Origin of the sequence: Streptomyces sp. NPDC015346, from assembly GCF_043078785.1 — a bacterium.
GTDB lineage: Bacteria > Actinomycetota > Actinomycetes > Streptomycetales > Streptomycetaceae > Streptomyces.
Map to the genome: position 1 here is coordinate 187,817 of NZ_JBIBTW010000001.1, position 24,734 is coordinate 212,550.

Sequence of the window (24,734 nt, forward strand, 5' to 3'; positions counted from 1 at the left end):
CGAACGGGTCAGGACGTCACGGCGTCCACGCCACCCGGTGCTCCGCCAGGTGGGAGAGGACCGCGTGGTTCGCCTCCCAGCCGTCGGGGAACTTGACCGTGACCCCCAGCTGGACGGGCTCCGTCGACGGATGTTCGTCAAGGAGGTCCGCCACGCCCGCGCGGCAGACCACGACGCAGGCGTGGCGGTGACGGGAGGCCAGCACGCACAGGCGGCCCGTCTCCAGGTGGAAGGCCGTGGCGTCCGGGCGGCCGGACAGGGGGTGGAGGACCACCGTCACGTCGTACTCGCGGCCCTGGAGGCGGTTCGCGGTGTCCACGGTCACGCCCGCGACCCCCAGCTCCGCCAGCGCGGCCCGTACCGCCGCCGCCTGGTCGCGGTGGGCCGTGCCGACCGCGATCCGGTCGGGCGTCAGCGGCACGGGGTCGGGGCCGCGCTCGGAGACCGCGGCGCCGCCCCGGTCCAGCAGCCGGCGGACCACCAGCGCCACCGCCCGTACCGCCTCCGGGTCGGTGCGCGGGGTGTGCCGGGCCGGCAGTTCCAGCAGGCCCCAGCCGGACTCGGCCGCCTCGTCCAGGACCCGGTCGGGGCCGGAGCCGTCCGACGCCACCCCGAAGGTCAGGCGCCGGTCGCCGTGGCCGGTGCCGCTGCGGAAGCGGGTGTACGGGTAGAACGCGTCGGACACCAGTGGCGCCGCCGACGCCGGAAGCCGCCAGGACACCGGAAGCCGGTGCTGGGGCAGCTCCGGGTTGTGGGCGAGCAGCGTCGAGACCGCGCTCGCCGACGGGTCGTAGGAGAGCCCCGCCCACTGCTCCGCGCCGACCACCGAGAAGGGGTCCAACTGCCCCGGGTCGCCCACGAACAGCGCCCGCTCGAAGAGCCCCGCCACCGCGAGCAGGGCGTCCGAGCGCATCTGGTACGCCTCGTCCACGATCGCGTGCTCCCACGGCTCCACGTTCTTCACGTGCGCCCACTTCGCGGCCGTCGAGATGACCACGTCGAGCCCGGCGAGATCCCCCGCCTTCGACGACTTCCGTACGTTCTCCAGGACGTCGAGCGCCTTGTCGTACGGATCGCTGTCGTTGGAGTGCAGCCGCCCCACCGGAAGGTCCGGCTCCTTCTCCGCGAGCCGCAGCACCAGGTCGTCCACCTGTGCGTTCGTCTGCGCGACCACCATCAACGGCCGTCCCGCCGCCGCCAGTTCCAGCGCCGCGCGCACCACGAGCGTCGACTTGCCCGCGCCCGGCGGGGAGTCGACGACGACCCCACGGGCGTCCCCGTGCAGGGTGTCGGCCAGGATGCCGGCCGTCGCGCGGGCGGCCTCCGCTCCGGGATCGAAGCTCACAGCAGGTCCTCCGGGGTCACGGCATCGGGCAGTTCGGCGTCGGCGGCGTCGGAGCGTGGGGGTCCGCCGTGCGTCCAGGGCGTCTCCTCCCGGTCCGGCAGCTTCGCGCCCACCCGCTGGTCGTGCTCGAACAGCGTCCAGGCGATCCACTCGCCCTTCTCCGGCACGGATCCCGGCGCGGGCTCCTTGGACCGTCCCATCCGGTCGGTGATCCGCAGCACGAGCGAGCCGTCCTCCTCCGACCGTACGAACTCGGCCGTCTGCGGCTTGCCCTCCAGCGAGCGGTACACCTTCGTCCCCTCGCCCAGGTGCGGCCGGTCGTCGGTGCGGACCGTCAGCAGCGGGCGCGGCGAGGGCCGCTTCGACTCCGACCAGGCCATCGCCACCTCCACCACCTCGGCGACGAACGCCTCGCCCGCGAGCCGCCGCCCGGCGAGCACCAGCGGGTCGTCGAGCGCCTCCTGCGCCTCCAACTGGCCCTGCGCGGACTCGCGGGCCGCCAGCTTCTGCGCCGCGGTCACGGCGTCGTCGCGGCGCGGCTGCGGCGGTTCGCCCGCCACGATCCGGTCGCGGTGACCGGTGAACGACCAGCGGTCCCGCGTCCAGCGGTCCGCCACCCGCGCCCCGGCCGGCAGCTCCCGCAGCAGCTCGACCGACCGCCACACCGCGTCCCAGGTCGGCTGGAGCTGCGAGAGGATCAGGCGGCGGATCTCCCGCTCGGCCCGGTGCAGTTCGCCGAGCCGCTCGTCCGCGCTCTCGCCGTCCTCGGCCGAGGCCAAGGCCTGCCGGGCCCGGTCGAAACGCTCGATCGCGGGCGCCAGCAGCCGGTTGTCGAAGGCCGGATCCGTCGCCGGACCGGCCGGCGGGCAGAGCAACTGCCCCTCGCGGTCCCGGCCCAGCTCGGCCCGCAGCGCCGCCTCGGCCCCCGACTCCCCCTCCGGGGGATCGATCCAGGCGAGGAGCGCGCCCAGGTGCTGGTCCTCCAGGGAGGACTGGCCGGTCGCCCAGTGCCGGTTCAGCAGATCCGTCGCCGACAGCAGCAGCGAGGAGCCCGGCACCCGCGCCCGCTCCCCGAAGTGCGTCAGCCAGCGCCCGAGCAGCGGCACGCGCGGCGGCGCGGGGAACGGCGTCTCCGGATCCTGCTCCGCCGTCCGCCGAAAGCGCATCGAGCGCCCCAGGAGCCGTACGTACTCGACGCCGGCCCGGCTCGGCACGATCAGCTGCGGAGCGTCCGCGCACAGGTCGACCTCGACCTTGACCTTCTTGCCGGTCTCCGGATCCGTCTCATTCCGCTCCGCCGCCTCGACGACGTCGGTGAACGAGTCGATGTACGGAAGGACCTCCTCGGCCAGGTCGGCGAGGAACGCGAACCGCAGATCCCGGTCGCGCGGCTGCGCCACCACGAGGAGCCGCGGCTCCTCGGGATCCGTCCCGACCAGCGCCCCGAGCGGCGCACCCGCCTCACCGGCGGTCGTCAACGGTACGAGCACGAGGGGCCGGTCGGACAGATGCCGGTGCCGGACCGTGGCCAGCGGCTGCGCCCGCCCCGACTCGACGGCCTCCAGCCGGGCGAGGGTGGAGATCAGCGACATGCGAGCGCCTCCGCCCGGAGGGCCGCCGCCCGGCGCAGGGCCTCCACCGTCGGATCGTCCGGGTCGCCCGCCTCACCGCGGGCCGCCGCCAGGACGTCCCCCACCGTGGTCAGACCGCCCAGCTCGCCGCGGACCGACCGGCCGAGCGCCTCCACGGCGCCCGCGCCCCGGGCCCGCTCCCGGCAGTGGAAGGCCAGCTCGCAGGCGGACAGGCACTCCGGTGCGTAGGCGTGCGGAACCGACTCCACCGCCGCCGCCAGTTCCCGCGCCGAACACCCCTCCACGTCGAAGGTGACCCCGTCCGGCAGCGCGGCGGCGATCTCCTCGATCCGGGTCAGCCGGGACAGCTGCCGGCGGGTCACGGACAGCTGCTTGCGGACGTCGACCACCGAGGCCGTGGGCAGGTTGGAGAAGTCCTTCGGACAGACCAGGAGCACCGAGTGCGCCACCTCCGCGCCCCGGGTCAGGGCCGCGATCCGCTCCAGGGCCAGCACGTACACCGCCGCCTGGCGGGCCGCCGCACCCACCTTGGAGGCGTCCGCCGCGCCGTCGATCATCGGGAAGGACTTGATCTCCACGACTGTCCACCGCCCGTCGGGGTGCACCACGACGGCGTCCGGCTCCAGATGCGCGGGGGAGCCCGCCACCTCCAGGCTCAGCAGGGGGTGGTCGAGCAGCGCCCACGTCCCGGCCTCGGTCGCCTCGCGCAGCGCGAGCGCGGTGCGCGCCACCCGGCCCTCGGGCCCGGCCGCCGCCAGCTCCGGCACCCGTACCGTGCCCGGCTCGTCGATGCCGAGCAGCCGCAGCAGCTCCCGTCCGCCGTCCGCCTTCACCTTCGCCTCGAAGGCGTTGCCCCGCATGAACGCGAACTGGGACTGGCCGAAGGCCGCCGGCGAGCCGAGCTTCGACGCCAGCGCCGTCTTGTCGACCCCGGCGCCGTCGAGCAGCGCACGCCGCCGGCAGCCGGGGTTGGCGGCCAGCGCCGCCAGTGCCCGCGCGTCCAGCGGGTGCGGCGCGACGGCCGGTCCGCGCAGCTCAGCGAGCCGGTGCCGGAGTGTCGTCTGCGGAGGCGGAGGAGCTCCGCTGCCCAGGGATTCGCTCACCCGCGGAAGTCTCCCATCCGCCACCGACAATCGGTGTCCGGTTCCCCGTGAAGGGCCGGCGCGACCGGGCCGGAAGCCGGTCCGCGAGCCGGTCCGGGAGCCGGTCCGCGAGCCGGGTCGCGGGCCCGGTGAGCAGCAGCCCGAGGCCCATCACGGCCGCCCCGGCGACCGCGTCGAGGAAGTAGTGGTTCGCCGTGCCCATGACGACCACCGTGGTGAGGAGGGGGTAGGCGACGCCGACCGCCTTCAGCAGCGGCGTACGCCCGTACCGCCAGAGCATCACCCCGCACCACAGCGCCCAGCCGACGTGCAGGCTCGGCATCGCCGCGTACTGGTTGGTCATCGCCCCCATGCCGCGCGGCGCACTGGCCTCCGCGCCCCACCAGCCGTACGAGCTGAACTGCGCCATCGTGTCGACGAAGCCGTGGCCGGCGTCCAGGAGCCGGGGCGGGCAGGTGGGCAGCAGCGTGAAGCCGACGAGGCCCAGCAGGGTGGAGACCATCAGCCAGGTGCGGGCGGCCCGGTAGTGGCCGGGGCGGCGGCGGAAGAGCCAGACGAGGACGGCCGGGGTGACCAGGTAGTGCAGGGAGGCGTACGCGAAGTCGGCGGGGATCCCGAGGGCGGGCGTGTCGGTGAAGAGCCGGTTGAGCGGGTGCTCGGCGTTCAGACCGAGGGATTTCTCCAGGCGGAGGATGGCAAGGCCGTGGTCGACGGCGGTCGCCACGTCACCGCGGGCGAGCAGCCGGCCGCCGGAGTAGGCGGCGTAGACCACGGCGATCAGCAGCAGCTCGACCCACCACCGCGGCGCGCGCCCGGCGTGGGCGGCTCTCTCGGTCATACGTGTGTTCCCCCTCGGTCTCGGACTGGGGGACGTCGGGAGGAGGGCGGGGGTTGCCCGCGCGTTGCCGCGCATTCAGGTGGGCGATGATGGGAGTGCACGTCGATACGTAGATCCGATCGCCCTCATGAACACCCAGGGAGCCTTCATGGCACCGCGCATCCTGCTGGCCCGGCACGGCCAGACGGAATGGTCGCTGCTCGGCCGTCACACCGGCAGGACGGACATCCCTCTCCTCGACGAGGGCCGGCGCGGCGCCAAGCTGCTCGGCGAGCGGCTGCACCGGGCGCCCTGGAGCGGCCTCGCGGACCTGGAGATACGCACCAGCCCGCTGGCACGCGCGCGTGAGACCTGCGACATCGCCGGCTTCGGCGAGCGGGCGCGGGAGTGGGACACGCTGATGGAGTGGGACTACGGGGCGTACGAAGGCCTGACCCCGGCCCAGATCCAGGAGCTGCGGCCCGGCTGGCTGCTGTGGCGCGACGCCGTGCCGGAGGGCGAGAGCCTGGCGCAGGTCTCGGCGCGGGCCGACGAGGTCGTGGAGTGGGCGCGCTCGGCGGAGCGTGACGTGCTGGTCTTCGCGCACGGTCACATCCTGCGGTCGATCGCGGCGCGCTGGCTGGGCGAGGACCTCTCCTTCGGCGCCCGCATCCGCCTCGACCCGACGAGCCTCTCGGTCCTGGGCTGGGCCTACGGCGCCCCGGCCCTGGAACGCTGGAACGACACCGGCCACCTGGAGTAGGGGCGGGGAGTAGGGGCGGCCACACCGCGCGAGCCCGCGAGGAGTCCGGGGCCCCCTCAGGGGGTGGACAGCAGTCGGCGGGTTTCGGTGAGCATACGGCGGACGCGGCTCGACTGAACGTCGGTCAGCGAGTCGACCACCCGGCGGGCCTCCACCGCGGCCTCGTCCCGGCGGCCTGCGTGGGCCAGGTCGCCCGCCAGCTGGGCGCGGTAGAGGGCGAGGTTGCGGGCGAAGTGGGGGTTCTGCAGGACGGTCGCGCGGTGGGCGTGCCGGGCCGCGCGGCCCCACTCCCCGAGCGCCGACCAGCACTGCGCCTCCAGGGCCTCCAGCTCCGGCTCCCCGAAGAAGCTCATCCACTCCGGGTCGCTGTCGCCGGGGCCCCGCCCGAAGTGGGTGTGCGCCCGGCCGAGGGCCTGCTCGCAGGCGGCCCGGTCGCCGAGCCCGGCCCAGGCGCCCGCCTCGCGCAGCGAGAGCAGCGAGAGCAGCCGGGCGGAGGCGAGCGGCTGCGCGGCCCGCAGCCCCGCCTGGGCGGCGCGGACCGCCTCCCGGTACCGGCCGGCGTCCCTGGCCAGGAACGAGGTGTTGCAGAAGGCGTGCGCCTCCAGGGCCGGATCACCGGCCACGCGCGCGGTGGCGAGGGCCTCCGCGTAGTGCGAGCGGGCGTCGTCGAGACGGCCCGAGTCGTGCGCGAGCCAGCCGACGGAGATGGCCAGCTCGCCGGCGCCCGCGTGCAGCCGGTCCTCGGTGGAGCGGCGGGTCGCGACGCCCGCGTCGAGCAGGGCGTACGCCGCCCGCAGCGGCTGGGCGGCCGACCTGTAGAGCCCGTCGGCGCCGTGCCGGTCGTCGAGCAACCGGATCTGCCGTACGGCCTCCTCGACGGCCCGGATCTCGGGCTCGCCGATCCTGTGGGTGCCCCGAGGGGCGGGGATCGCGACGGCGGTGCCGCCGAGTCCCAGCGAGGCGGCCGCCACGGTGGCGGTGCCGCTCGTCATGAATGCGCGACGCAGCACGTCGCTCTCCTCATCGTTCCGGGTCGTGATGGCGGTCGGGGGCGGGGCTCCGGCCGTGGCGGCGGGCCGTCGGCCGCGTACCGCCTCCCGTGCCGAGAAGCCCAGGTCCGCCAGGCCGAGACCGGGGAACATGTGCAGGAACACCCGTTCGTACGCGTAGTTGGGGCAGCGGATCTCGCCCGCCTCCACGCGTCCGATGTAGCGGGCGTCGCAGGCCACCTGCTCGCCGATCTCCCGCGCCGCCCGGCGGACCGCGGCGGCGAACTCCGCCGGCGAGAGCTGTCCGCGGAGCCGGCGGAAGGCGAGATTGGGAACTGCCCGTGACATCGCCATGGCCGAGCCCTCTCCTGTGCTGCCGGAGTTCCGGCGGAGCAAGAACGTACCTGCTGTGACCGCGCGCGTACGCAGAGTTTGGCTACAAAACGGATATCTCGCGCGCGATCTGCCATGAACTGCCATCCTTTGCGGCGGCGTGCCGCCGTAGCCGTTGACGCGCACGGGCGTTGAACCATGTGGAGAGACGGAACGTGTCTTCTCTCAGGAGCGAGGAGGGGTTTCCTTTGTTGGAGATCGGATCGCAGTCGACCGCACGGCACGCACCCACCCCGGACGCCAGCGCCCCGCACGGCGAAGCCTGCGACCTGGTGACCGTGCCCGTCCGACAGGGCCTGGAGGCCGTCGACATCCTGCGCCGCGGCGGCGCCCCCCTGGTCGGCCCGGTGCTGCACGACGGCGCCTGCGACACCCTCGGATTCCTCGTCCCGCCCGGCACGGCGGAGGGCTGGGACATGCCGGGCAGCGCCTGTACGCAGACCTCGGGGCGAGGCCTGCGCATCCCCGAACTGCCGGCGCTTCCCGAGCCCGCCGGTGACGCGCCCCGCCCGGCGGGCTGGCTGCTGCCGCCCGGCGACACGGGCGCGGTCACCGACCCGGCGGTGCTGCGCGAGGCCCTCGGCCAGGCGGCCCGCCTGATCGAGGCGGCCGACGGCTGTCGCTAGGACCCCGGGATCGGCGACTCCCTCCTCTCCCCACCCCGTCACGCTTATCGGGCGGGGCATTCGTGCGAGCGCCGATAATGGGCTCGTGGCCAGGAACAGACAGCGTGAACGGGCGGCGTCCGCCGCCGTCGTCGAGACCGTCGACGGCGGGCTCGCGGAGCTCATACCCGACCCCGAGCGCCCGCGCGGCTGGACGCTGCTGATCGACGGCGCCCCGCAGTCGCACGTCGATCTCGACGACCCGGCCCATCTCTCCTTCGAGTACCAGCGGCGCCTCGGCCACATCGCCGACCTCGCCGCCCCGCCGAACCGGCCCCTCCAGGCCGTCCACCTCGGCGGCGGAGCCTTCACGCTCGCCCGCTACATCGCCGCCACCCGGCCCCGCTCCACCCAGCAGATCGTGGAGCTCGACGGCCCGCTGGTCCAGCTCGTCCGCCGGGAACTCCCCCTCGACTCCGGCGCCCGCGTCCGCGTCCGCTCCACCGACGCCCGGGCCGGACTCGCCAAGGTGCAGGACGGCTGGGCGGACCTGATCATCGCCGATGTGTTCAGCGGCGCCCGCACCCCCGCCCATCTGACGAGTACGGAGTTCCTCGCCGAGGTCCGCCGGGCGCTGAGGCCCGGCGGGCTCTACGCCGTCAACCTCGCCGACGGGCCGCCGCTGGCCCATCTGCGCGGCCAGATCGCGACCGCCGCGACCGTCTTCCCCGAACTGGCGCTGACCGCCGACCCCACCGTGCTGCGCGGGCGCCGCTTCGGCAACGCCGTGCTGCTCGCCTCCGACCGGGAGCTGCCGGTCGCCGAGCTGACCCGCCGGGTGGCGACCGACCCGCACCCCGGGCGCGTGGAGCACGGCAAGGCGCTCGCCGACTTCACCGGGGGCGCGGCCCCGGTCGACGACGCCGGCGCCCGGCCCTCACCCGTACCGCCCGCGTCCGCTTTCCGGTAGGCGGCGGCTCCTCAGCGTTCGTCGATCTCCACCCGGGGCGCGGTGTCGTGCCACACGCAGAAGACCGACAGCTCGCGGCCGTCCCGGGTGAAGGTGACCCGGATCCAGGTCGGCTGCTTCCACACCTGCATCTGCCAGCCGGAGGCCGGGGTCGCCGAGACCAGTTCGGCGGAGGTCTCGCCCAGGTCGAAGACGACCCGGCCGCCGTCGACGGCGTAGCTCTTGACCGTGCTCTTCCCGCCGGCGTCGCCGGCGTCTCCCGCGCCGTCCGGCTGCCGGGTGGTGGCGGGTGGGCGGGACGGGGTGGCGGACGGGGTCCTCGGGGGAGCGCCGGTCGTCCTCGACGCGGAGGGCGTCGGCGAAGGGGTGGCGGAGCCGCTCGGGCGCGGGGCCGCGGAGGCCGACGGGTCGCCGCCGTTGACGGCCGTCCCCTCGCCGCCGCCGGCCGGAATGGGCAGCGCGCGCGGCGGGTCGTAGACCGTACCGGCCAGCACCGTGTGCACACCCCACCACGAGAGAGTGACCGCCGCGCCGGTGGCGAGCGACCACGCCATGGCGTGAACTAGTCCTCTACGCATCCGGGCCATAGTGCACCACGGCGTGCGCCGGCGGAGGGCGGGGTGGACCTTGCTTCGGTTTCCCCCGTATGGCGTACGGTGCGGCCCATGGCAAGTGTGCTCGTGGTCGAGGACGACCAGTTCGTGCGCTCGGCCCTCATCCGGCATCTGACCGACGCCTCCCACACCGTACGGAGCGTCGGCACGGCCCTGGAGGCGCTGCGCGAGGTCGCCCATTTCCGTTTCGACGTGGTCGTCCTGGACCTCGGACTGCCCGATCTGGACGGGTCCGAGGCGCTGAAGATGCTGCGCGGCATCACCGACGTACCGGTGATCATCGCGACCGCGCGGGACGACGAGACCGAGATCGTCCGGCTCCTCAACGACGGGGCGGACGACTATCTGACCAAGCCCTTCTCGGTGGAGCACCTGTCGGCCCGGATGGCCGCCGTGCTCCGGCGCTCGCGGGCCGCCGCCGGCGAGGCGCCGCCGTCGCGGGTGATCCAGGTGGGCGGTCTCTCGATCGACCCGCTGCGGCGCCAGGCGGAGCTCGACGGGGCCGCACTCGATCTGACCCGCCGGGAGTTCGACCTGCTGGCCTTCCTCGCCGGGCGGCCCGGGGTGGTCGTCCCCCGCAAGGAGCTGCTCGCCGAGGTGTGGCAGCAGTCCTACGGGGACGACCAGACCATCGACGTACATTTGTCGTGGCTGCGGCGGAAGTTGGGCGAAACGGCCGCCCGGCCCCGCTATCTGCACACCCTGCGCGGGGTGGGCGTGAAGCTGGAGCCGCCGCGCGAGCCCCAGGAGACGCCCCAGCCGCCCCAGACGCCCCGGGGGACCCAGCGGTGAGATGGGCCCTCGTCAAGGTGTCGCTCGCCGTCACCGCCATGGTCGTCATCGCCTTCGCCGTACCCCTGGGACTCGTCGTCAAGGAGATGGCGCGCGACCGGGCCTTCTCCAACGCCGAGCGGCGCGCCGCCGGGCTCGCGCCCGTCCTCGCCATCACGACCGACCGCGAGGAGCTCGACCGGGCGGTGGCCACCACCGAGGACGGGGCGGCCGGGCGGATCGCCGTCCACGTCCCGGCCGCCGACGAGCCGGGCGGGCAGGCGCTGGAGATCGGCACCCGCCGGGCCGGCGCGGAGGACCTGCGGACCACCCGGCGCCTGGGGCGGGCCACCATCGCCGAGGTGCCGGGCGGCTTCGTCCTGCTCCAGCCCACCGCGCTCAGCTCCGGACAGGTCGCCGTCGTCGAACTCTTCGTCCCCGAGGGCGAGGTCACCAACGGTGTCGCCACCGCCTGGCTGGTCCTCGCCGGAGTCGGCATCGCCCTGATCGTCGGCTCCGTCGCCGTCGCCGACCGCCTCGGCGTCCGCATGGTCCGGCCCGCCCAGCGGCTCGCGGGCGCCGCCCACGACCTGGGCGAGGGCAGGCTCGGCGCGCGCGTCCCCGAGGAGGGGCCGCCGGAGCTGAAGTCCGCGGCGGTCGCCTTCAACTCCATGGCCGACCAGGTCGTCCAGCTCCTGGCCAACGAGCGCGAACTGGCCGCCGACCTCTCGCACCGGCTGCGCACCCCGCTGACCGTGCTCCGGCTCAACGCGGCCTCGCTCGGCTCCGGTCCGGCCGCCGAGCAGACCCGGGCCGCCGTCGAGCAGCTGGAGCGCGAGGTCGACATCATCATCCGTACGGCCAGGGACGCCAAGCCCCAGACCCAGGCGACCGGTCCCGGCGCGGGCTGCGACGCCTCCGAGGTCGTACGGGAGCGGATGGACTTCTGGTCCGCGCTCGCCGAGGACGAGGGCCGCAAGGTACGGGTGGCGGGCATCGAGCGTCCGGTACGCATCCCGGTCGCCCGGCCCGAACTGGTCGCCGCGCTCGACGCGTTGCTCGGCAACGTCTTCCGCCACACCCCCGAGGGCACGGCCTTCTCCGTCGACGTCCACAACGGCGAGGACGCCGTCATCGTCCTTGTCTCCGACGCCGGGCCCGGCATCACCGACCCGGCCGCCGCGCTGGCCCGGGGCAACAGCGGCCGGCGCGACGGCTCCACCGGGCTCGGCCTCGACATCGTGCGCCGGATGGCCGAGGCCACGGGCGGCGACGTCCGCATCGGCCACTCGGTCCTCGGCGGTACGGAGGTCCGCGTCTGGATCGGGCTCGACGCCCGCCGCTCCGGCGGTACGGGAGGCCGGCGCGGCCATCGCGTGGTGCGCCGCAGGCGGGGTGCGACCGGCTCCCGGCGCGGCGTCGAGTCGTAGCCCGGACGGCTCCCGGGGCCCCCGAGCGCCCCCGAGTCCCGAGGCGAGTCCCGAAGTGGCTCTCGGGGGCGCTCGGGGGCTCTTCGGAGTCCCGAACCTTTCGCCCTCCCGATGGCTTCCTTAAGCGGACCCTAAGAATCCTCAACGCCGTCCCCTCCAGGTCATTTGTCCGGTTCAGGATCGCTAGCGTGCTGCCGCACCCCCGCACCACTCCCGGCACACAGAGGCAGGCACGCGATGGGCACCAGTTCGCACCGGCGCAGAGCGAGCGCCAGGACGAAGGTCGTCGGCGTGATCGTCGCCGCGGCGGTGATCGGCGGCGCGGCCTTCGCGCTCACCGGCACCGCCCAGGCCGCGGCGGTGGGTGCCGCGTACACCAGGACGAGCTCCTGGAACGGTGGCTACACGGCTCAGTACGTGGTCACCAACGAAACCTCCAGCGTCCAGTCGGGGGGCTGGACGCTGGAGTTCGACCTGCCCGCGGGGACGAGGATCGGGTCCCTGTGGAACGGCGAGCACACCGTCTCCGGACAGCACGTCACCGTGAAGCCCGCGAGCTGGAACAAGGAGCTCGCCCCCGGCCAGTCCGTCACCGTCGGCTTCGTGACCTCGTCGACCGGCGAGGCGGGCGACCCGGCCAACTGCCGGATCGACAAGGCCACCTGTTCCGTCGGCGGCGCCACCCCCACGCCCAGCGGCCGCCCCACCGGACAGCCCACCGCCACGGCCCCGGCGACGGCCACCCCGTCGGCCTCCGCGACGCCCACCGCGAAGCCGACCGCCACCGCGACCCCCTCCCCGAAGCCCACCGGCACGCCCACCGGCGCCCCGGGCGCCGTCGCCGCGTTCGCGCCCTATGTCGACACCTCGCTCTACCCGTCGTACGACCTGCTCGCGACCGCGGACGCCACCGGGGTGAAGGAGTTCAACCTCGCCTTCATCACCTCCGGCGGCGCCTGCGCCCCGCTGTGGGGCGGGGTCACCGACCTCGGGAGCGACAAGGTGGCGTCCCAGATCGGCGCCCTGCGTGCCAGGGGCGGCGACGTCCGGGTCTCCTTCGGCGGCGCCGCAGGCCACGAACTGGCCCTGAACTGCCCGACCTCCGCCGCCCTCGCCGCCGCCTACGGCAAGGTCGTCGACCAGTACGGGCTGACCAAGGTCGACTTCGACGTCGAGGGCGCGGCCCTGCCGGACACGGCCGCCAACACCCGCCGCTCGCAGGCCATCGCGCAGCTGCAGAAGTCGCACCCCGGCCTGAACGTCTCCTTCACGCTGCCGGTCATGCCCGAGGGCCTGACCCAGCCGGGAGTGGACCTGCTCGCCGACGCGAAGAAGAACGGCGTCCGCGTCGACGCCGTCAACATCATGGCGATGGACTACGGGCCGGCCTACAGCGGCGACATGGGCCAGTACGCGATCCAGGCCGCGACCGCCACCCAGGCCCAGCTCAAGGGTGTCCTCGGCCTCTCCGACGCGGCCGCGTGGAAGGCCGTCGCGGTCACCCCGATGATCGGCGTCAACGACGTGACGACCGAGGTCTTCCGGGTCGACGACGCCACCGAGCTGGTCGGCTTCGCGAAGTCCAAGGGCATCGGATGGCTGTCGATGTGGTCCTCCACCCGCGACAAGCAGTGCGCGGCCGGCGCGGTGAACCACGCCGACGCCACCTGCTCCTCGATCCTCCAGCAGCCGCTGGCCTTCACCAAGGCGTTCTCCGCCTACCGATAGGCCGCGCCCCGCTCCCCCCACACCGCGCGCCCCGGACGGAACCCCACCCCCGTCCGGGGCGCGCTCCCGCTCCCGCTCCCGCCTCAGACCTTCGAGGCCCTCCACTCCGCCGCGTAGTCGTCGAAGATCGCCCGCAGATGGTGGCCGATCTTCAGGTAGTCCACGTCGTCCAGGTTCGCGAGGGACACCCGTACCGACCACTGCGGGCCGTCGAAGCCCCCGCCGTTCAGGAGCACCACGCTGGTCTGCTCCGCGAGCCGGAACAGCGGGTCCACCGGCTCGTAGTTCTGCTGCAGGAAGTCCGCGAAGTCCTTCCCGTGCACCCGCTCGGCCTCCGCCAGCAGATCGAGCTCGATGTAGTACCCGGCGCGTTTCGGATCCTTCGAGATCTTCATCTGGGCGCCTTCGAGGAGGAGTTCGAGGCGCTGGGTCACGATCCCGCGGATCCTCTCCTTGTACGCCTGTCCCTCCTCCAGCAGGTCGAAGAGGGAGAAGACGGCCATCATGACCTGTTGGGGCAGCGAGAGCCCGGCCGTGTGGTTGAGCGCCACCTGGCGGGAGTCCGCGACCAGCCGGTCGATGAACCGGATCTTCTCCGGCTCCAGCGACAGCGTCCCGTACCGCTTGTTCAGCCGGTCCTTCTCCTCCCGCGGCAGTCCGGCGATCATCCGGTCGATGACGTTGTCGTCGTTCAGGCCGATGACTCCGAGCCGCCAGCCCGTGGCGCCGTAGTGCTTCGAGTACGAGTACACGAGCAGCGTGTTTCCCGGCAGATCGGCCGCGAGGGAGCGGAAGCCGGGCACGAACGTGCCGTACACGTCGTCCGTCACGATCAGCAGGTTCGGGTTCCTCGTCGCGACGATGTCCCGGATCTGGTGCGCCACCCGTTCGCCCAGCGCGAGCGACGGCGGGTTGGAGGGGTTGACCAGGCAGAGCAGTCTGATCGACGGGTCCTCCAGCTTGGCGACCTCCTCGGCCGGGTAGCGCCACTCGCGCACGCCCGTCTCGGCGAAGAGGCTCGCCTCCACCCGCACCACGTCGAACTCGTACGTGTCGAGCTCGGGGATCTCGATGTACGGCGTGAAGACCGGCACCATCAGGGCGATCCGGTCGCCCTTCCTCAGGATCCCGTTCTTCATCAGGGAGTCGAAGATGTAGCACATCGCCGCGGTGCCGCCCTCGGTGGCGAACAGCGACATGGTCCCGGCCGGCGGCTTCCCGTCGAACAGCTCGTCGTTCAGGTACCCGCGCACGATCTGCTCGGTGTGGGTCAGCATCCGGTCCGGCACCGGGTAGTTGTCGCCGATCGAGCTGTCCGTCAGCTCGTGCACGAACGCGTCCTTGTCGAAGCCGAAGCGCCCGACCGCGTACGCGACGCACTTCGCCAGCAGGTCGACGCCCGGCAGGTCCGGGTGCTGCCGTACGAAGGTGTCGAAGCGCTCGCCCGCTCCGCGCTTCTCGGGCATGCCGCCGAGGTTGTCGGCGGTCCAGACGCGGCGGGACTCCGCCAGGGCGAAGTAGCCGAGCGCGTGGAAGGCCTCACGGGGGCCGGTGGCGACCCAGTTCGGGTTTCCGCGGCCCGCGTTGAGCATCTGCGTCTGCGACTTCTCCTTCTGGCCGGGCTTTCCGGCCTGGCCGGCCCGGGCGATCGCGATGAACTTGTCCTTCAGCTCGAACGGCGAGAGCTGGGCGAAGGAGTGGATCTCCTCGCGGGTGAACGTCGTCTTGGGCATGGCGGGATCCTCACTGCGTCGGAGGTGGAGAAGGACGATGACGGCACCCCGGCTCTCTCACGCCCCCAGCACGCCGACGAGGAACGGGCCGGTCAGCGGGAGCAGGAAGTTGGAGAGCGTGTACGTGATCGTGTAACCGAGCATGGGGACCGAGCTCTGGGCCACCTGGGTGACCGAGGTGATGGCGGGGGTCGAGCACTGCTGGCCCGCGATGGCGCCGATCAGCACCGGTTTCTCGATGTTCAGCAGCTTGACGCCGACGATCAGCGAGAGGGTCGCGGGGACGAGCACCATCGCGATCCCGGCGAACGGCAGCAGCGCTCCGTACTCCTTGAGCAGCGGCCAGGCCTGCGGACCGGACACCAGCCCCGTACAGGCGATGAAGATCGCCAGGCCCATGTCCTTGAGCGTGGAGGCGGCCTGCGGCGGGAACGCCCCGAAGGTCTGCCTCCGGGAGCGGAACCAGCCGAAGAGCAGCCCGGAGATCAGACAGCCGCCGCCGGTGCCGAGCGACATCGGGACGCCGCCGAACTCCACCACGAGCTGGCCGAGCAGCGAGCCGGCCGCGATGCCGAGGCCGAGGTAGATGAAGTCGGTGGCGTCGTTCTTGACCACGGCGCCGATCTTCGACACCAGCTTCCCGAGGCCCGAGCGGGCGCCGACCAGGGTGAGGACGTCGCCGCGGTGCACGACCGTCTCGGGAGTGGCCGGCAGATCCTGCTCGTTGCGGAGCACATCGGTGACGTACACGCCGCCGGAGGCGAACTCCGGGTGCTCCTTCAGGAGGGAGTCGATGGTCCGGCCTTCGCCGACCTTGTCGGTGAGCGCGACCTGGGCGGTCGCGAGCGGGGTGTCGAGGCCCGGGACGGCCGGCGTCTCTGGGCCGATCACCCGCCCCGCCTCGATGATGTTGGCCCGCCGCCCGACCATGAGGACGAGGTCGGAGAGGGTCAGCTCGAAGTCCGGCGGGGGCGGGGTGAGGACCTTGCTGCCCCGCTTGACCGCCTCGACGGTGACCCGGCCGCCCAGCGCGAGCTCCAGATCCAGGACGCGGCGGCCGTCGGCGTGGGTGACCAGGAAGGTCCGCCCGACCATGCCGGGCAGCGCCTCCCGCTCGTCGGACTCCAGGCCGCCGCCGGCGCCGCGCATCCGCTCCCACAGCTCGCGCGAGGCGTCCCTGAGGTTGATGCGCAGCAGCATCGGCATGATCTGGCTCGTGTAGATCACGATGGTGATGAGGCCGAAGAGGTAGCAGACGGTGTACGCGGTCGCCACATGCCCCTGGTACTGCGTGATCTGTTCCGGCGTCAGATCGCGCAGCTTGCCGATGGCCTCGGTGGCCGTACCGACGACCGCCGACTCCGTGGCGGCGCCCGCCAGGATGCCCGAGGCGGTGCCGACGTCCAGGTCGAAGGCCTTGGCGAGGCCGTACGCGATGCCGACGACGCTCACCAGCTCGATGAGGCAGAGGGTGAAGAAGCGCAGGCTCCTGCGGTTGAGGTTGGCGAAGAACTGGGGTCCGGCCATGTAGCCGAGCGAGAAGATGAAGAGCGCGAAGAAGATCGTCTTGACGTCGTCGGAGACGGTGACCTTCGCCCAGGCGCCCATCAGCAGCGAGACGATCAGCGTGCCGCAGATGCCGCCGAGGGTGATCGGTCCGACGCGGAGCCTGCCGACGAGATAGCCGGCCGCGAGGCAGAGGAAGAGGGCCAGTTCCGGGTGGTCACGCAGGACTCCCATCTGGCCTCACCGCGCCCGGGGTGGATAAATGTGGAGATCGCGGACATGGGGCGACGCTAGCGCGCGGCTTTCGGGGAAGCCCGGCACGGCCGCCGAACGGGTGAGCGTCCACGCTCCGTCGAACGTCTTCGACTGCGTACGTGTCTTGACCGTGTTCTGACGTCCACTCAATAGTGGGAGCGCTCCCATGCCTCCTATACCCGCTTCGAGGGGACCCCCATGCGCACAGGACGACAACTGCTGGCCGGGCTCGCCCTGGCCGCCGGACTGCTCACGGGCGCGATACCACCGACCACCGCCGTCGCCGCCGAACCGGCCGAAACGCCCCGAACCCGGGCCGCCGAACCCGCCGGAACCCGGGCCGCCGACCCGTACAGCTGGAAGAACGCCCGGATCGACGGCGGCGGCTTCGTCCCCGGCATCGTCTTCAACCGGACCGAGAAGAACCTCGCCTACGCCCGCACCGACATCGGCGGCGCCTACCGCTGGGAGCAGTCCACCAAGACCTGGACTCCGCTCCTCGACGCGGTCGACTGGGACCACTGGGGCCACACCGGCGTCATCGGCCTCGCCTCCGACTCCGTCGACCCCGACCGCGTCTACGCGGCCGTCGGGACGTACACGAACGACTGGGACCCGGGCAACGGCGCCGTGCTGCGCTCCGCCGACCGGGGCGCCACCTGGCGGAAGGCCGACCTGCCCTTCAAGCTCGGCGGCAACATGCCCGGCCGGGGCATGGGCGAGCGGCTCGCGATCGACCCGCACAGGAACAGCGTGCTGTACCTGGGCGCGCCCAGCGGCAAGGGCCTGTGGCGCTCCACCGACTCCGGCGCCACCTGGTCGCAGGTCACCGCCTTCCCCAACCCCGGGAACTACCAGCAGGACCCGTCGGACACCAGCGGCTACGGCTCCGACAACCAGGGGATCGTCTGGGTCACCTTCGACGAGTCCACGGGCACCCCCGGCGCGGCGACCCGGACCATCTACGTCGGTGTCGCCGACAAGGAGAACGCCGTCTACCGCTCCACGGACGCGGGGGCCACCTGGACCCGGTTGCCCGGCCAGCCCACCGGGCACCTCGCCCACAAGGGCGTGCTCGACGCCGAGAACGGCCACCTCTACCTCGCGTACAGCGACAAGGGCGGCCCGTACGACGGCGGCAAGGGCCGGGTCTGGCGGTACGCGACGGCCACCGGCGCGTGGACGGACATCAGCCCCGTCGCCGAGGCGGACACCTTCTACGGCTTCAGCGGCCTGACCGTCGACCGGCAGCGGCCCGGCACCGTCATGGTCGCCGGCTACAGCGCCTGGTGGCCCGACACCCAGATCTTCCGCTCCACGGACAGCGGCGGCACCTGGACCAAGGCCTGGGACTACACCTCGTACCCCAGCCGCACCAACCGCTACACCATGGACGTCTCCTCCGTGCCGTGGCTGACCTGGGGCGCGAACCCCGCGCCGCCCGAACAGACCCCGAAACTGGGGTGGATGACGGAGGCCCTGGAGATCGACCCCTTCGACTCGGACCGGATGATGTACGGCACGGGCGCGACGGTCTACGGCACCGAGAACCTCCGGCAGTGGGACACCGGCGGCACCTTCACCATCAGGCCGATGGTCCAGGGCCTGGAGGAGACGGCGGTCAACGACCTCGCCTCCCCGCCGTCCGGGGCGCCGCTGCTCAGCGCGCTCGGCGACATCGGCGGATTCCGCCACACCGACCTCACCAAGGTCCCCTCGATGATGTTCACCTCGCCGAACTTCACCAGCACCACCAGCCTGGACTTCGCGGAGGCCGCCCCCGCGCGGGTGGTGCGGGCGGGCAGTGCGGACAGCGGCCCGCACATCGCCTTCTCGTCCGACAACGGCGCCACCTGGTCGCCGGGCGTGGACCCGGCGGGCGTCACGGGCGGCGGCACGGTCGCGGCGGCGGCCGACGGCAGCCGCTACGTCTGGAGCCCGGACGGTACGGGCGTCCACACCGGGACCGGGGCGGGGAGCGCCTGGACGGCGTCGACCGGGATCCCGGCGGGAGCGGTCGTCGAATCGGACCGGGTGGACCCGAGGACGTTCTACGGCTTCACGTCCGGCACCTTCTACGTCAGCAAGGACGGCGGTCTCTCCTTCACCGCGAAGGCGACAGGCCTCCCGGCCAAGGGCAACGTCCGCTTCAAGGCGGCCCCGGGCGCGGCCGGCGACATCTGGCTCGCGGGCGGCGCGCCCGACGCCACGTACGGCCTGTGGCGCTCCACCGACGGGGGCGCGAGCTTCACCCGCGTCGCCGGGGTCGAGCAGGCCGACACCATCGGCTTCGGCAAGGCGGCGCCCGGCGCCACGTACCCGGCCCTCTACAGCAGCGCGAAGATCGGCGGCGTACGCGGCATCTTCCGCTCCACGGACGCGGGCGCGAGCTGGGTCCGGGTCAACGACGACGCCCACCAGTGGGGCTGGACGGGCGCGGCCATCACCGGCGACCCGCGGATCTACGGACGGGTGTACGTCTCCACCAACGGGCGGGGCATCGTCTACGGCGACACGACCGGGACCGGCGGCGGCACCGAACCGCCGCCGGAGCCGCAGCCGAGCGGCGCCTGCGCGGCCACCCACACCGTCCAGAACCAGTGGACGACGGGCTTCACCGCCCAGGTCACCGTCCGCAACACGGGAACCGCCCCGCTGAACGGCTGGACGCTCCGCTGGACGTACGGGGCCGGCCAGCGCGTCACCCAGGCCTGGAACGCCACGGTGACCCAGTCCGCCGCGGAGGCGACGGCCTCGCCCCTCTCGTACAACGCGGCGATACCGGTGGGCGGTTCGGCCACCTTCGGCTTCAACGGCACCTGGTCGGGGGCGAATCCGCCCCCGACCGGCATCACCTGCCGCGCTACGGCGTCGTGACGAGCGGCCTGGGCGCGGGCCTCATGCCCGCGCCCAGGTGGAAGCTCGGGTGCGGGGGCTGGTTGTAGGCGGTGTTCTGCCAGGCGAGGCCCGTGCGGTACATGGTGTCGTGCAGCAGGGTGGTGATCCGCGTGCCCGTCTCGTACGGCGTCGAGTAGATCCGCAGCGCGCGGTTGTCCGCCGTGCGCCACACGACCTCCTCGCGCCAGTCGCCGAGGATGTCACCGGAGAGTGCCGGGGTCGCCTTCGTCCCGTTGTTGGAGGCGACCGAGGCGCCGGTCAGCAGACGGGTCTCGCCCGACGTGCCGTACTTGTCGATCCGGGTGCCGTCGAGGAGCTCACGGGTGGTGTCGCCGTCCCACCAGTTCAGGAAGTTCGCGGACGAGGGCTCGCGGCCCTTGGCGGCGCCCGCCTCGTCCCGTACCGAGGTGTCGGAGGCCGACCACACCTCGGCGCCGTCGTTGCCCGCCCAGATGTCGCCCGCGACCCCGCGCCCGTTGTCGCAGCAGGCGGCGAGCTGCCAGCGGACCGTGCCCGTCGCCGGGTCGATGTAGAGCTGGGACGGCTGGGAGGCCGACTCGGACACCTTGAAGTACTCCAGGCCCGCCGTCCCCGGGTCGAGGTCGCCGAGGTGCTGGGCGTCGCCGTGACCGGTCCTCGTCGTCCACAGGCCGTCGCCGTCGTCGTCCACGGCCATCGACCCGTACACGACCTCGTCCCTGCCGTCGCCGTCGACATCGCCCACGGACAGGCTGTGCGACCCCTGACCGTCGAACCCCTTGCCGGCGTTGGTGGAGCTCGACGAGTCGAAGGTCCAGCGCCGCGTGAACGCGCCGCCGCGCCAGTCCCACGCGGCGATCACCGACCGCGTGTAGTAACCGCGCGCCATGATGAGCGAGGGCCGGGCGCCGTCCAGGTACGCGGTCCCGGCCAGGAAGCGGTCGGCCCGGTTGCCGTAGTTGTCACCCCAGGAGGAGACGGTGCCCCGGGCCGGGACGTACCCGGTGGTGCCGAGCGCGGCGCCGGTGCGGCCGTCGAACATGGTGAGGTACTCCGGGCCCGCCAGGACGTACCCGCCGCTGTTGCGGTGGTCGGCCGAGGCGCTGCCGATGACCGTGCCGCGCCCGTCCACCGTCCCGTCGGCGGTCTTCATGGCCACCTCGGCCCGGCCGTCGCCGTCGTAGTCGTACACCTGGAACTGCGTGTAGTGCGCGCCCGAGCGGATGTTGCGACCGAGGTCGATCCGCCACAGCCGGGTGCCGTCGAGCCGGATCCCGTCGACGATCGTGTTGCCGGTGTATCCGGACTGCGCGTTGTCCTTGGCGTTGGTCGGCTGCCACTTGAGGACGAAGTCCAGCGCCCCGTCGCCGTCGAGGTCGCCGACGGACGCGTCGTTGGCCTCGTAGGTGTACGCCACCCCGTCGGGGGTGGTGCCGCCGGCCGGGGGAGTGAGCGGCACGTCCTTGTAGCCGGCGCGGAACTGGACGGCGTGCACCGAGTCGCCCTGCTCCACCCCGCCGACGACGGCGCGGACGGTGTAGTCGGCGTGGCTCGGGGCCCCGGCGTGGAAGTAGTTGGTGGAGGCGGTGACCGGGGCGGCGTTCACCTTCGTACCGGCCCGGTACACGTTGAAGGCGACGGTGTCCGGGTCGGTGGCCAGCCAGCGCCAGCTCACCAGGTTGCCGGTCCCGGTGTGGACGCTGACCACGCCCCGGTCGAGCCGCTCGGCCTGCCGGGCGGCGGCGGTGACGTTCGCGGCGGTGGCGTTCGCGGTGCCGGTCGTGGTGGTGAGGGCGAGCCCGACGCCGGCGAGGACGGCGGCGGCCGTCAGCGCGGCCAGGGCGGTGCGGGGGAGCTGCGGGTGCTGCACGAGTCCTCCTGTGAGGAAGAGAGACGTTGCGTACCTCACAGTCGCCGCCGGTCCGGGATCGGTTGCCCCCTTCGTACGGCCCCCACATGCGACAAGGCCCCGGTTCCGAAGAACCGGGGCCTTGACCTACAAGGGTGAGTGACGGGACTCGAACCCGCGGCATCCTGGACCACAACCAGGTGCTCTACCAGCTGAGCTACACCCACCATGACCGGCGGTTTTCCCGAAGGTTTCCCCGACCGGCCGAGAAGAAGTCTACAGGGTCCCGGGGGGTGCTCGCGCCCGCATTGACGGCGGGTCCACGGCGGGCGCGAGCCCGGGGTCATTCCACGGGCAGGACGTGGCGCGCGGCGATCTGCTTGGCGGTCTCCGAGTCCGGGCCGGGCTGCGGGACGAAGATCGCCTCGCGGTAGTAGCGCAGCTCGGCGATGGACTCACGGATGTCGGCGAGCGCGCGGTGGTTGCCGCTCTTCTCCGGACTGTTGAAGTACGCCCTCGGGTACCAGCGGCGGGCCAGCTCCTTGACCGAGGAGACATCGACGATCCGGTAGTGCAGATGGCGCTCCAGAGCCGGCATGTCCCGCGCGAGGAAGCCGCGGTCGGTGGAGACCGAGTTCCCGCACAGGGGTGCCTTGAGGGGCTCCTTCACGTGCTCGCGTACGTAGGCGAGGACCTGCGCCTCGGCGTCGGCGAGGGTGGTGCCGTCGGCGAGGGCGTCGAGGAGGCCGGAGGACGTGTGCATCCGGCGCACGATCTCGGGCATGGTCTCCAGCGCCGCGTCCGGCGGGCGGATCACGATGTCCACCCCTTCGCCGAGCACGTTCAGTTCCGAGTCGGTGACCAGCGCGGCCACCTCGATGAGTGCGTCGTCCGTCAGCGAGAGCCCGGTCATCTCGCAGTCGATCCACACCATGCGATCGTTCATGCGTCCTACCTTATGGGTTCGGTGGGTGATCGGAGTCGGTGCGCGGGGCGGGGGGAACGGCGACGGGCGCCCGGGGTGGTGTCCCCGGGCGCCCGTCGTGTGGTGCGCGGCTTGTGGCGCGCGGTCTATGGAGCGCTCCGCTGGCCCGGCAGGGCCGCGCGGCCGGACGCGTACATGTCCGATTGCGGCTTGCCCGCCTCCATCGGTCCCGGCGGGCGCCGTCCGCCCGACGACACCTGGGCGGGCACGACCGGGTCGAGCACCGACGTCGACGTCTCGGACTGCGGGCGCCGGGCCCGGTAGGCCGCCCGGTAGGCGGCCGGCGAGGAGCCGAGCTGGCGCCGGAAATGGCCGCGCAGCGCCACCGGGGAGCGGAAGCCGCAGCGTCCCGCGACCTCGTCGACCGAGTAGTCGGAGGTCTCGAGCAGCCGCTGCGCCTGCAGCACCCGCTGGGTGATCAGCCACTGGAGCGGGGCGGACCCCGTCAGCGAGCGGAACCGGCGGTCGAACGTGCGCCGTGACATGTACGCGCGGGCCGCGAGCGTCTCCACGTCGAACTGCTCGTGAAGGTGCTCCAGCGCCCAGGCGACGACCTCCGCGAGCGGGTCGGCGCCGATCTCCTCAGGTAAAGACCTGTCGAGATAGCGCTCCTGGCCGCCGCTGCGCCGCGGCGGGACGACCAGCCGGCGCGCCAGCGCGCCCGCGGCCTCCGCGCCGTGGTCGGTCCGCACGATGTGCAGACAGAGATCGATTCCGGCCGCGGTGCCGGCCGAGGTCAGCACGTCCCCGTCGTCGACGAAGAGCTCCCGCGGGTCCACGTGGACCGACGGATAGCGCTTGGCGAGCGTCGGCGCGTACATCCAGTGCGTGGTCGCCGGCCGGCCGTCAAGAAGTCCGGCGGCGGCCAGGACGAAGGCCCCGGTGCACAGCCCGACGATCCTGGCCCCCTCCTCGTGCGCCCGGCGCAGCGCGTCGAGCGCCTCCGGCGGCGGCGGCGAGGTGATCGACCGCCAGGCCGGTACGACGACGGTGCCGGCCCGGCTTATCGCGTCCAGGCCGTACGGCGCGGTCAGTTCGAGCCCCCCGGTGGTCCGCAGCGGACCGTCCTCGCCGGCGCACACGAGCAGCCGGTAGCGGGGCACTCCGGCGTCCTGCCGGTCGATTCCGAACACGGAGAGCGGGATGGAGCTCTCGAAGATGGGGCCGCCGCTGAACAGCAGCACCGCGACGACTTCCCGACGGCGGCGCCCGGACAGCTTCCGTGCGGCCTCCGGTGCGGCGGAGTCCTGGCTCATGACGCTAAGCCCCCCTCGGTGTTCGCGTCTCCCTGGTCCTGTCGCTCCTGCACGTTTCCCCTCGGTTTTGCACGAGACCCCAGCCTTCGATACCCATGATCGAATCTACTGCGTTCCGTGGCGCCGGCGTGACAAGTTCTCCATCCGGCACATTGTCGACAAGGCAACTTGGCGCGAAGCATTCGATCACGAAGCGTTCCACTCGGGAGCCGCGCAGGGAAGTGCGCCGTGCGCGCATGGCCCGTCCCCGTAGGGTGTGAGCGACCCTCGCGGGGCTTTCATGCCTGGTGGCAGGGGGGTTGAGGGGGCATTCCGCCAAGGACTCGCCGGTAAGTGGAAGTTGGCTGAAAAGCTACGGGTGTGGGTGTGCGAACCCGTCAACTCCACGGGGGGTCTGTCAGGTCCGACACTGTCCGGCCACTTCGGACAGCGTCGGTTGGGGGCCGGTCCGGGGACGAGTTTGTCAGGTCGGGTCAGTCGGAGCGGTGGTTGCGGGCTCCGTGGGCGTGCCGGCCGTGACGTCCCGAGGCCTCCGCGCGCAGGCCGCGCTCCGAGCGGCGCAGCAGCACCCGGCAGACCGCCGTCACCGCGACGAGTCCGAGGGCCGTGCCCGCGGCCCCGCCCAGCGAGGTCCCGTAGACGAGGAGGACGACGGGGACGAGGACGCAGCAGAACACCGCCCAGCGGACGACCTCACCGGCCGACTCCGCGGCCGGACCTCCCGTACCTCCCGCACCCCCCGCGGACTCCACCGTCGACCACCGGCCGGGGGCGCGGCGCCGCCCGCGCGACGGAGCGGGCCCGGCGGGGCGGTCGGAGGCGCGGGTGGAGATGTGGGCGGGGGTGTGGGCGGGGGTGTGGGCGGAGGTGGCCGATGGTGCGGGCACGGGCGGGCTCCCTGCGACGGCGGAGTGGACCTGTGGGAACGAGGAGCGGAACGTTCCGGTCACTGGGGGAGGCGTCCGTTCGGCCCCCGTACGGACGGCTGTAGGGCACAACCGGCATTGCCATAACGGGACGGGCTCGTGCATGCTCCCTTGAACGCCGCGCGAGCGGCGTGTGCGGCACGGCAGGCTCTGGGCAGGAGAGGAGTGTCGCCGTACCCTTGGGGGTATGGGGTTGGGAAGATGATTCCCGGACACAACTCCACCGC

The 24,734-nt window shown here is 72.9% G+C and carries 19 protein-coding genes and 1 tRNA gene; 7 read left to right on the plus strand and 13 right to left on the minus strand.

Translation table 11 applies throughout. From position 1 onward, the window contains the following. Positions 1-16: 16 nt before the first annotated feature. Genes ACF06X_RS00905 through ACF06X_RS00920 form a run of 4 tightly spaced genes read right to left on the minus strand, consistent with a single transcriptional unit; the run spans position 17 to position 4,878 of the window. Entirely contained in the window at positions 17-1,345 is a 1,329-nt protein-coding gene (locus ACF06X_RS00905) for an AAA family ATPase (protein ID WP_392285031.1), read from the minus strand. Then, the gene (locus tag ACF06X_RS00910; RefSeq protein ID WP_392285032.1) at positions 1,342-2,937 is read right to left on the minus strand and encodes a hypothetical protein; all 1,596 of its coding nucleotides are present in this window, start codon (positions 2,935-2,937) and stop codon (positions 1,342-1,344) included. The genes ACF06X_RS00905 and ACF06X_RS00910 overlap by 4 nt, the downstream gene beginning before the upstream one ends. Then, entirely contained in the window at positions 2,928-4,040 is a 1,113-nt protein-coding gene (locus ACF06X_RS00915) for a hypothetical protein (protein WP_392285033.1), read from the minus strand. The genes ACF06X_RS00910 and ACF06X_RS00915 overlap by 10 nt, the downstream gene beginning before the upstream one ends. Beyond that, positions 3,973-4,878 carry a phosphatase PAP2 family protein gene (locus tag ACF06X_RS00920; RefSeq protein WP_392285034.1) on the minus strand — a complete coding sequence of 302 codons (906 nt, stop codon included), beginning with the start codon at positions 4,876-4,878 and terminating at the stop codon, positions 3,973-3,975. The genes ACF06X_RS00915 and ACF06X_RS00920 overlap by 68 nt, the downstream gene beginning before the upstream one ends. 148 nt (positions 4,879-5,026) lie before the next feature. Between ACF06X_RS00920 and ACF06X_RS00925 the strand changes: the two genes are divergently transcribed. Beyond that, positions 5,027-5,620, plus strand: coding sequence for a histidine phosphatase family protein (locus ACF06X_RS00925; protein ID WP_392285926.1), 594 nt, complete (start codon positions 5,027-5,029; stop codon positions 5,618-5,620). Positions 5,621-5,676: 56 nt separating this feature from the next. On the opposite strand, the gene ACF06X_RS00930 is transcribed toward ACF06X_RS00925, so the two are convergent. After that, positions 5,677-6,963: a tetratricopeptide repeat protein gene (locus ACF06X_RS00930; RefSeq protein ID WP_392285035.1), complete on the minus strand. Its 1,287-nt coding sequence runs from the start codon at positions 6,961-6,963 to the stop codon at positions 5,677-5,679. 227 nt (positions 6,964-7,190) lie between these two features. Between ACF06X_RS00930 and ACF06X_RS00935 the strand changes: the two genes are divergently transcribed. Both ACF06X_RS00935 and ACF06X_RS00940 read left to right on the plus strand, forming a co-directional pair. Further along, entirely contained in the window at positions 7,191-7,628 is a 438-nt protein-coding gene (locus tag ACF06X_RS00935) for a hypothetical protein (protein WP_392285036.1), read from the plus strand. Between the two features lie 85 nt (positions 7,629-7,713). Next, positions 7,714-8,577, plus strand: a complete 864-nt coding sequence (locus ACF06X_RS00940; RefSeq protein ID WP_392285037.1) for a spermidine synthase — start codon at positions 7,714-7,716, stop codon at positions 8,575-8,577. 11 nt (positions 8,578-8,588) lie between these two features. On the opposite strand, the gene ACF06X_RS00945 is transcribed toward ACF06X_RS00940, so the two are convergent. Beyond that, entirely contained in the window at positions 8,589-9,164 is a 576-nt protein-coding gene (locus tag ACF06X_RS00945; protein ID WP_392285038.1) for a hypothetical protein, read from the minus strand. A 78-nt stretch (positions 9,165-9,242) separates the two neighbouring features. On the opposite strand from ACF06X_RS00945, the gene ACF06X_RS00950 reads away from it, so the two are divergent. The 3 genes from ACF06X_RS00950 to ACF06X_RS00960 all read left to right on the plus strand — a co-directional run bounded on the left by ACF06X_RS00950 (position 9,243) and on the right by ACF06X_RS00960 (position 13,120). Continuing rightward, positions 9,243-9,983: a response regulator transcription factor gene (locus tag ACF06X_RS00950; protein ID WP_392285039.1), complete on the plus strand. Its 741-nt coding sequence runs from the start codon at positions 9,243-9,245 to the stop codon at positions 9,981-9,983. Continuing rightward, positions 9,980-11,392, plus strand: a complete 1,413-nt coding sequence (locus ACF06X_RS00955) for a sensor histidine kinase (RefSeq protein ID WP_392285040.1) — start codon at positions 9,980-9,982, stop codon at positions 11,390-11,392. Before ACF06X_RS00950 ends, ACF06X_RS00955 begins: the two co-directional genes overlap by 4 nt. A gap of 237 nt (positions 11,393-11,629) precedes the next feature. Continuing rightward, on the plus strand, positions 11,630-13,120 hold the full coding sequence (locus ACF06X_RS00960; protein WP_392285041.1) for a cellulose binding domain-containing protein: 1,491 nt from the start codon (positions 11,630-11,632) through the stop codon (positions 13,118-13,120). A gap of 83 nt (positions 13,121-13,203) precedes the next feature. On the opposite strand, the gene ACF06X_RS00965 is transcribed toward ACF06X_RS00960, so the two are convergent. Both ACF06X_RS00965 and aspT read right to left on the minus strand, forming a co-directional pair. Next, entirely contained in the window at positions 13,204-14,853 is a 1,650-nt protein-coding gene (locus ACF06X_RS00965) for a bifunctional aspartate transaminase/aspartate 4-decarboxylase (protein ID WP_392285042.1), read from the minus strand. A 57-nt stretch (positions 14,854-14,910) separates the two neighbouring features. Beyond that, positions 14,911-16,593 carry an aspartate-alanine antiporter gene (aspT, locus tag ACF06X_RS00970; RefSeq protein WP_392285043.1) on the minus strand — a complete coding sequence of 561 codons (1,683 nt, stop codon included), beginning with the start codon at positions 16,591-16,593 and terminating at the stop codon, positions 14,911-14,913. A gap of 219 nt (positions 16,594-16,812) precedes the next feature. Between aspT and ACF06X_RS00975 the strand changes: the two genes are divergently transcribed. Next, positions 16,813-19,491: a cellulose binding domain-containing protein gene (locus ACF06X_RS00975; RefSeq protein ID WP_392285044.1), complete on the plus strand. Its 2,679-nt coding sequence runs from the start codon at positions 16,813-16,815 to the stop codon at positions 19,489-19,491. On the opposite strand, the gene ACF06X_RS00980 is transcribed toward ACF06X_RS00975, so the two are convergent. From ACF06X_RS00980 to ACF06X_RS01000, 5 genes are all read right to left on the minus strand, one after another. Next, positions 19,478-21,361 (minus strand): rhamnogalacturonan lyase, encoded by a 1,884-nt coding sequence (locus ACF06X_RS00980; protein WP_392285045.1) that lies wholly within the window; start codon positions 21,359-21,361, stop codon positions 19,478-19,480. The two genes, ACF06X_RS00975 and ACF06X_RS00980, sit on opposite strands and share 14 nt — an antisense overlap. Before the next feature lie 133 nt (positions 21,362-21,494). Next, a tRNA-His gene (locus ACF06X_RS00985) sits at positions 21,495-21,567 on the minus strand. A gap of 116 nt (positions 21,568-21,683) precedes the next feature. Further along, complete coding sequence (gene orn, locus ACF06X_RS00990) at positions 21,684-22,286, minus strand: oligoribonuclease (RefSeq protein WP_158987586.1); 603 nt, start codon at positions 22,284-22,286, stop codon at positions 21,684-21,686. Between the two features lie 125 nt (positions 22,287-22,411). Beyond that, positions 22,412-23,581 (minus strand): helix-turn-helix domain-containing protein, encoded by a 1,170-nt coding sequence (locus ACF06X_RS00995; protein WP_392285046.1) that lies wholly within the window; start codon positions 23,579-23,581, stop codon positions 22,412-22,414. A 473-nt stretch (positions 23,582-24,054) separates the two neighbouring features. Then, positions 24,055-24,333: a hypothetical protein gene (locus tag ACF06X_RS01000; RefSeq protein ID WP_392285927.1), complete on the minus strand. Its 279-nt coding sequence runs from the start codon at positions 24,331-24,333 to the stop codon at positions 24,055-24,057. Between the last annotated feature and the right edge of the window lie 401 nt (positions 24,334-24,734).

Coding starts and splice junctions, on each gene's coding strand:
- ACF06X_RS00910 (WP_392285032.1), bottom strand. CDS start 2,937: ATGTCGCTGATCTCCACCCTCGCCCGGCTGGAGGCCGTCGAGTCGGGG.
- ACF06X_RS00920 (WP_392285034.1), bottom strand. CDS start 4,878: ATGACCGAGAGAGCCGCCCACGCCGGGCGCGCGCCGCGGTGGTGGGTC.
- ACF06X_RS00925 (WP_392285926.1), top strand. CDS start 5,027: ATGGCACCGCGCATCCTGCTGGCCCGGCACGGCCAGACGGAATGGTCG.
- ACF06X_RS00930 (WP_392285035.1), bottom strand. CDS start 6,963: ATGGCGATGTCACGGGCAGTTCCCAATCTCGCCTTCCGCCGGCTCCGC.
- ACF06X_RS00945 (WP_392285038.1), bottom strand. CDS start 9,164: ATGGCCCGGATGCGTAGAGGACTAGTTCACGCCATGGCGTGGTCGCTC.
- ACF06X_RS00950 (WP_392285039.1), top strand. CDS start 9,243: ATGGCAAGTGTGCTCGTGGTCGAGGACGACCAGTTCGTGCGCTCGGCC.
- ACF06X_RS00960 (WP_392285041.1), top strand. CDS start 11,630: ATGGGCACCAGTTCGCACCGGCGCAGAGCGAGCGCCAGGACGAAGGTC.
- ACF06X_RS00965 (WP_392285042.1), bottom strand. CDS start 14,853: ATGCCCAAGACGACGTTCACCCGCGAGGAGATCCACTCCTTCGCCCAG.
- aspT (WP_392285043.1), bottom strand. CDS start 16,593: ATGGGAGTCCTGCGTGACCACCCGGAACTGGCCCTCTTCCTCTGCCTC.
- ACF06X_RS00975 (WP_392285044.1), top strand. CDS start 16,813: ATGCGCACAGGACGACAACTGCTGGCCGGGCTCGCCCTGGCCGCCGGA.
- orn (WP_158987586.1), bottom strand. CDS start 22,286: ATGAACGATCGCATGGTGTGGATCGACTGCGAGATGACCGGGCTCTCG.
- ACF06X_RS00995 (WP_392285046.1), bottom strand. CDS start 23,581: ATGAGCCAGGACTCCGCCGCACCGGAGGCCGCACGGAAGCTGTCCGGG.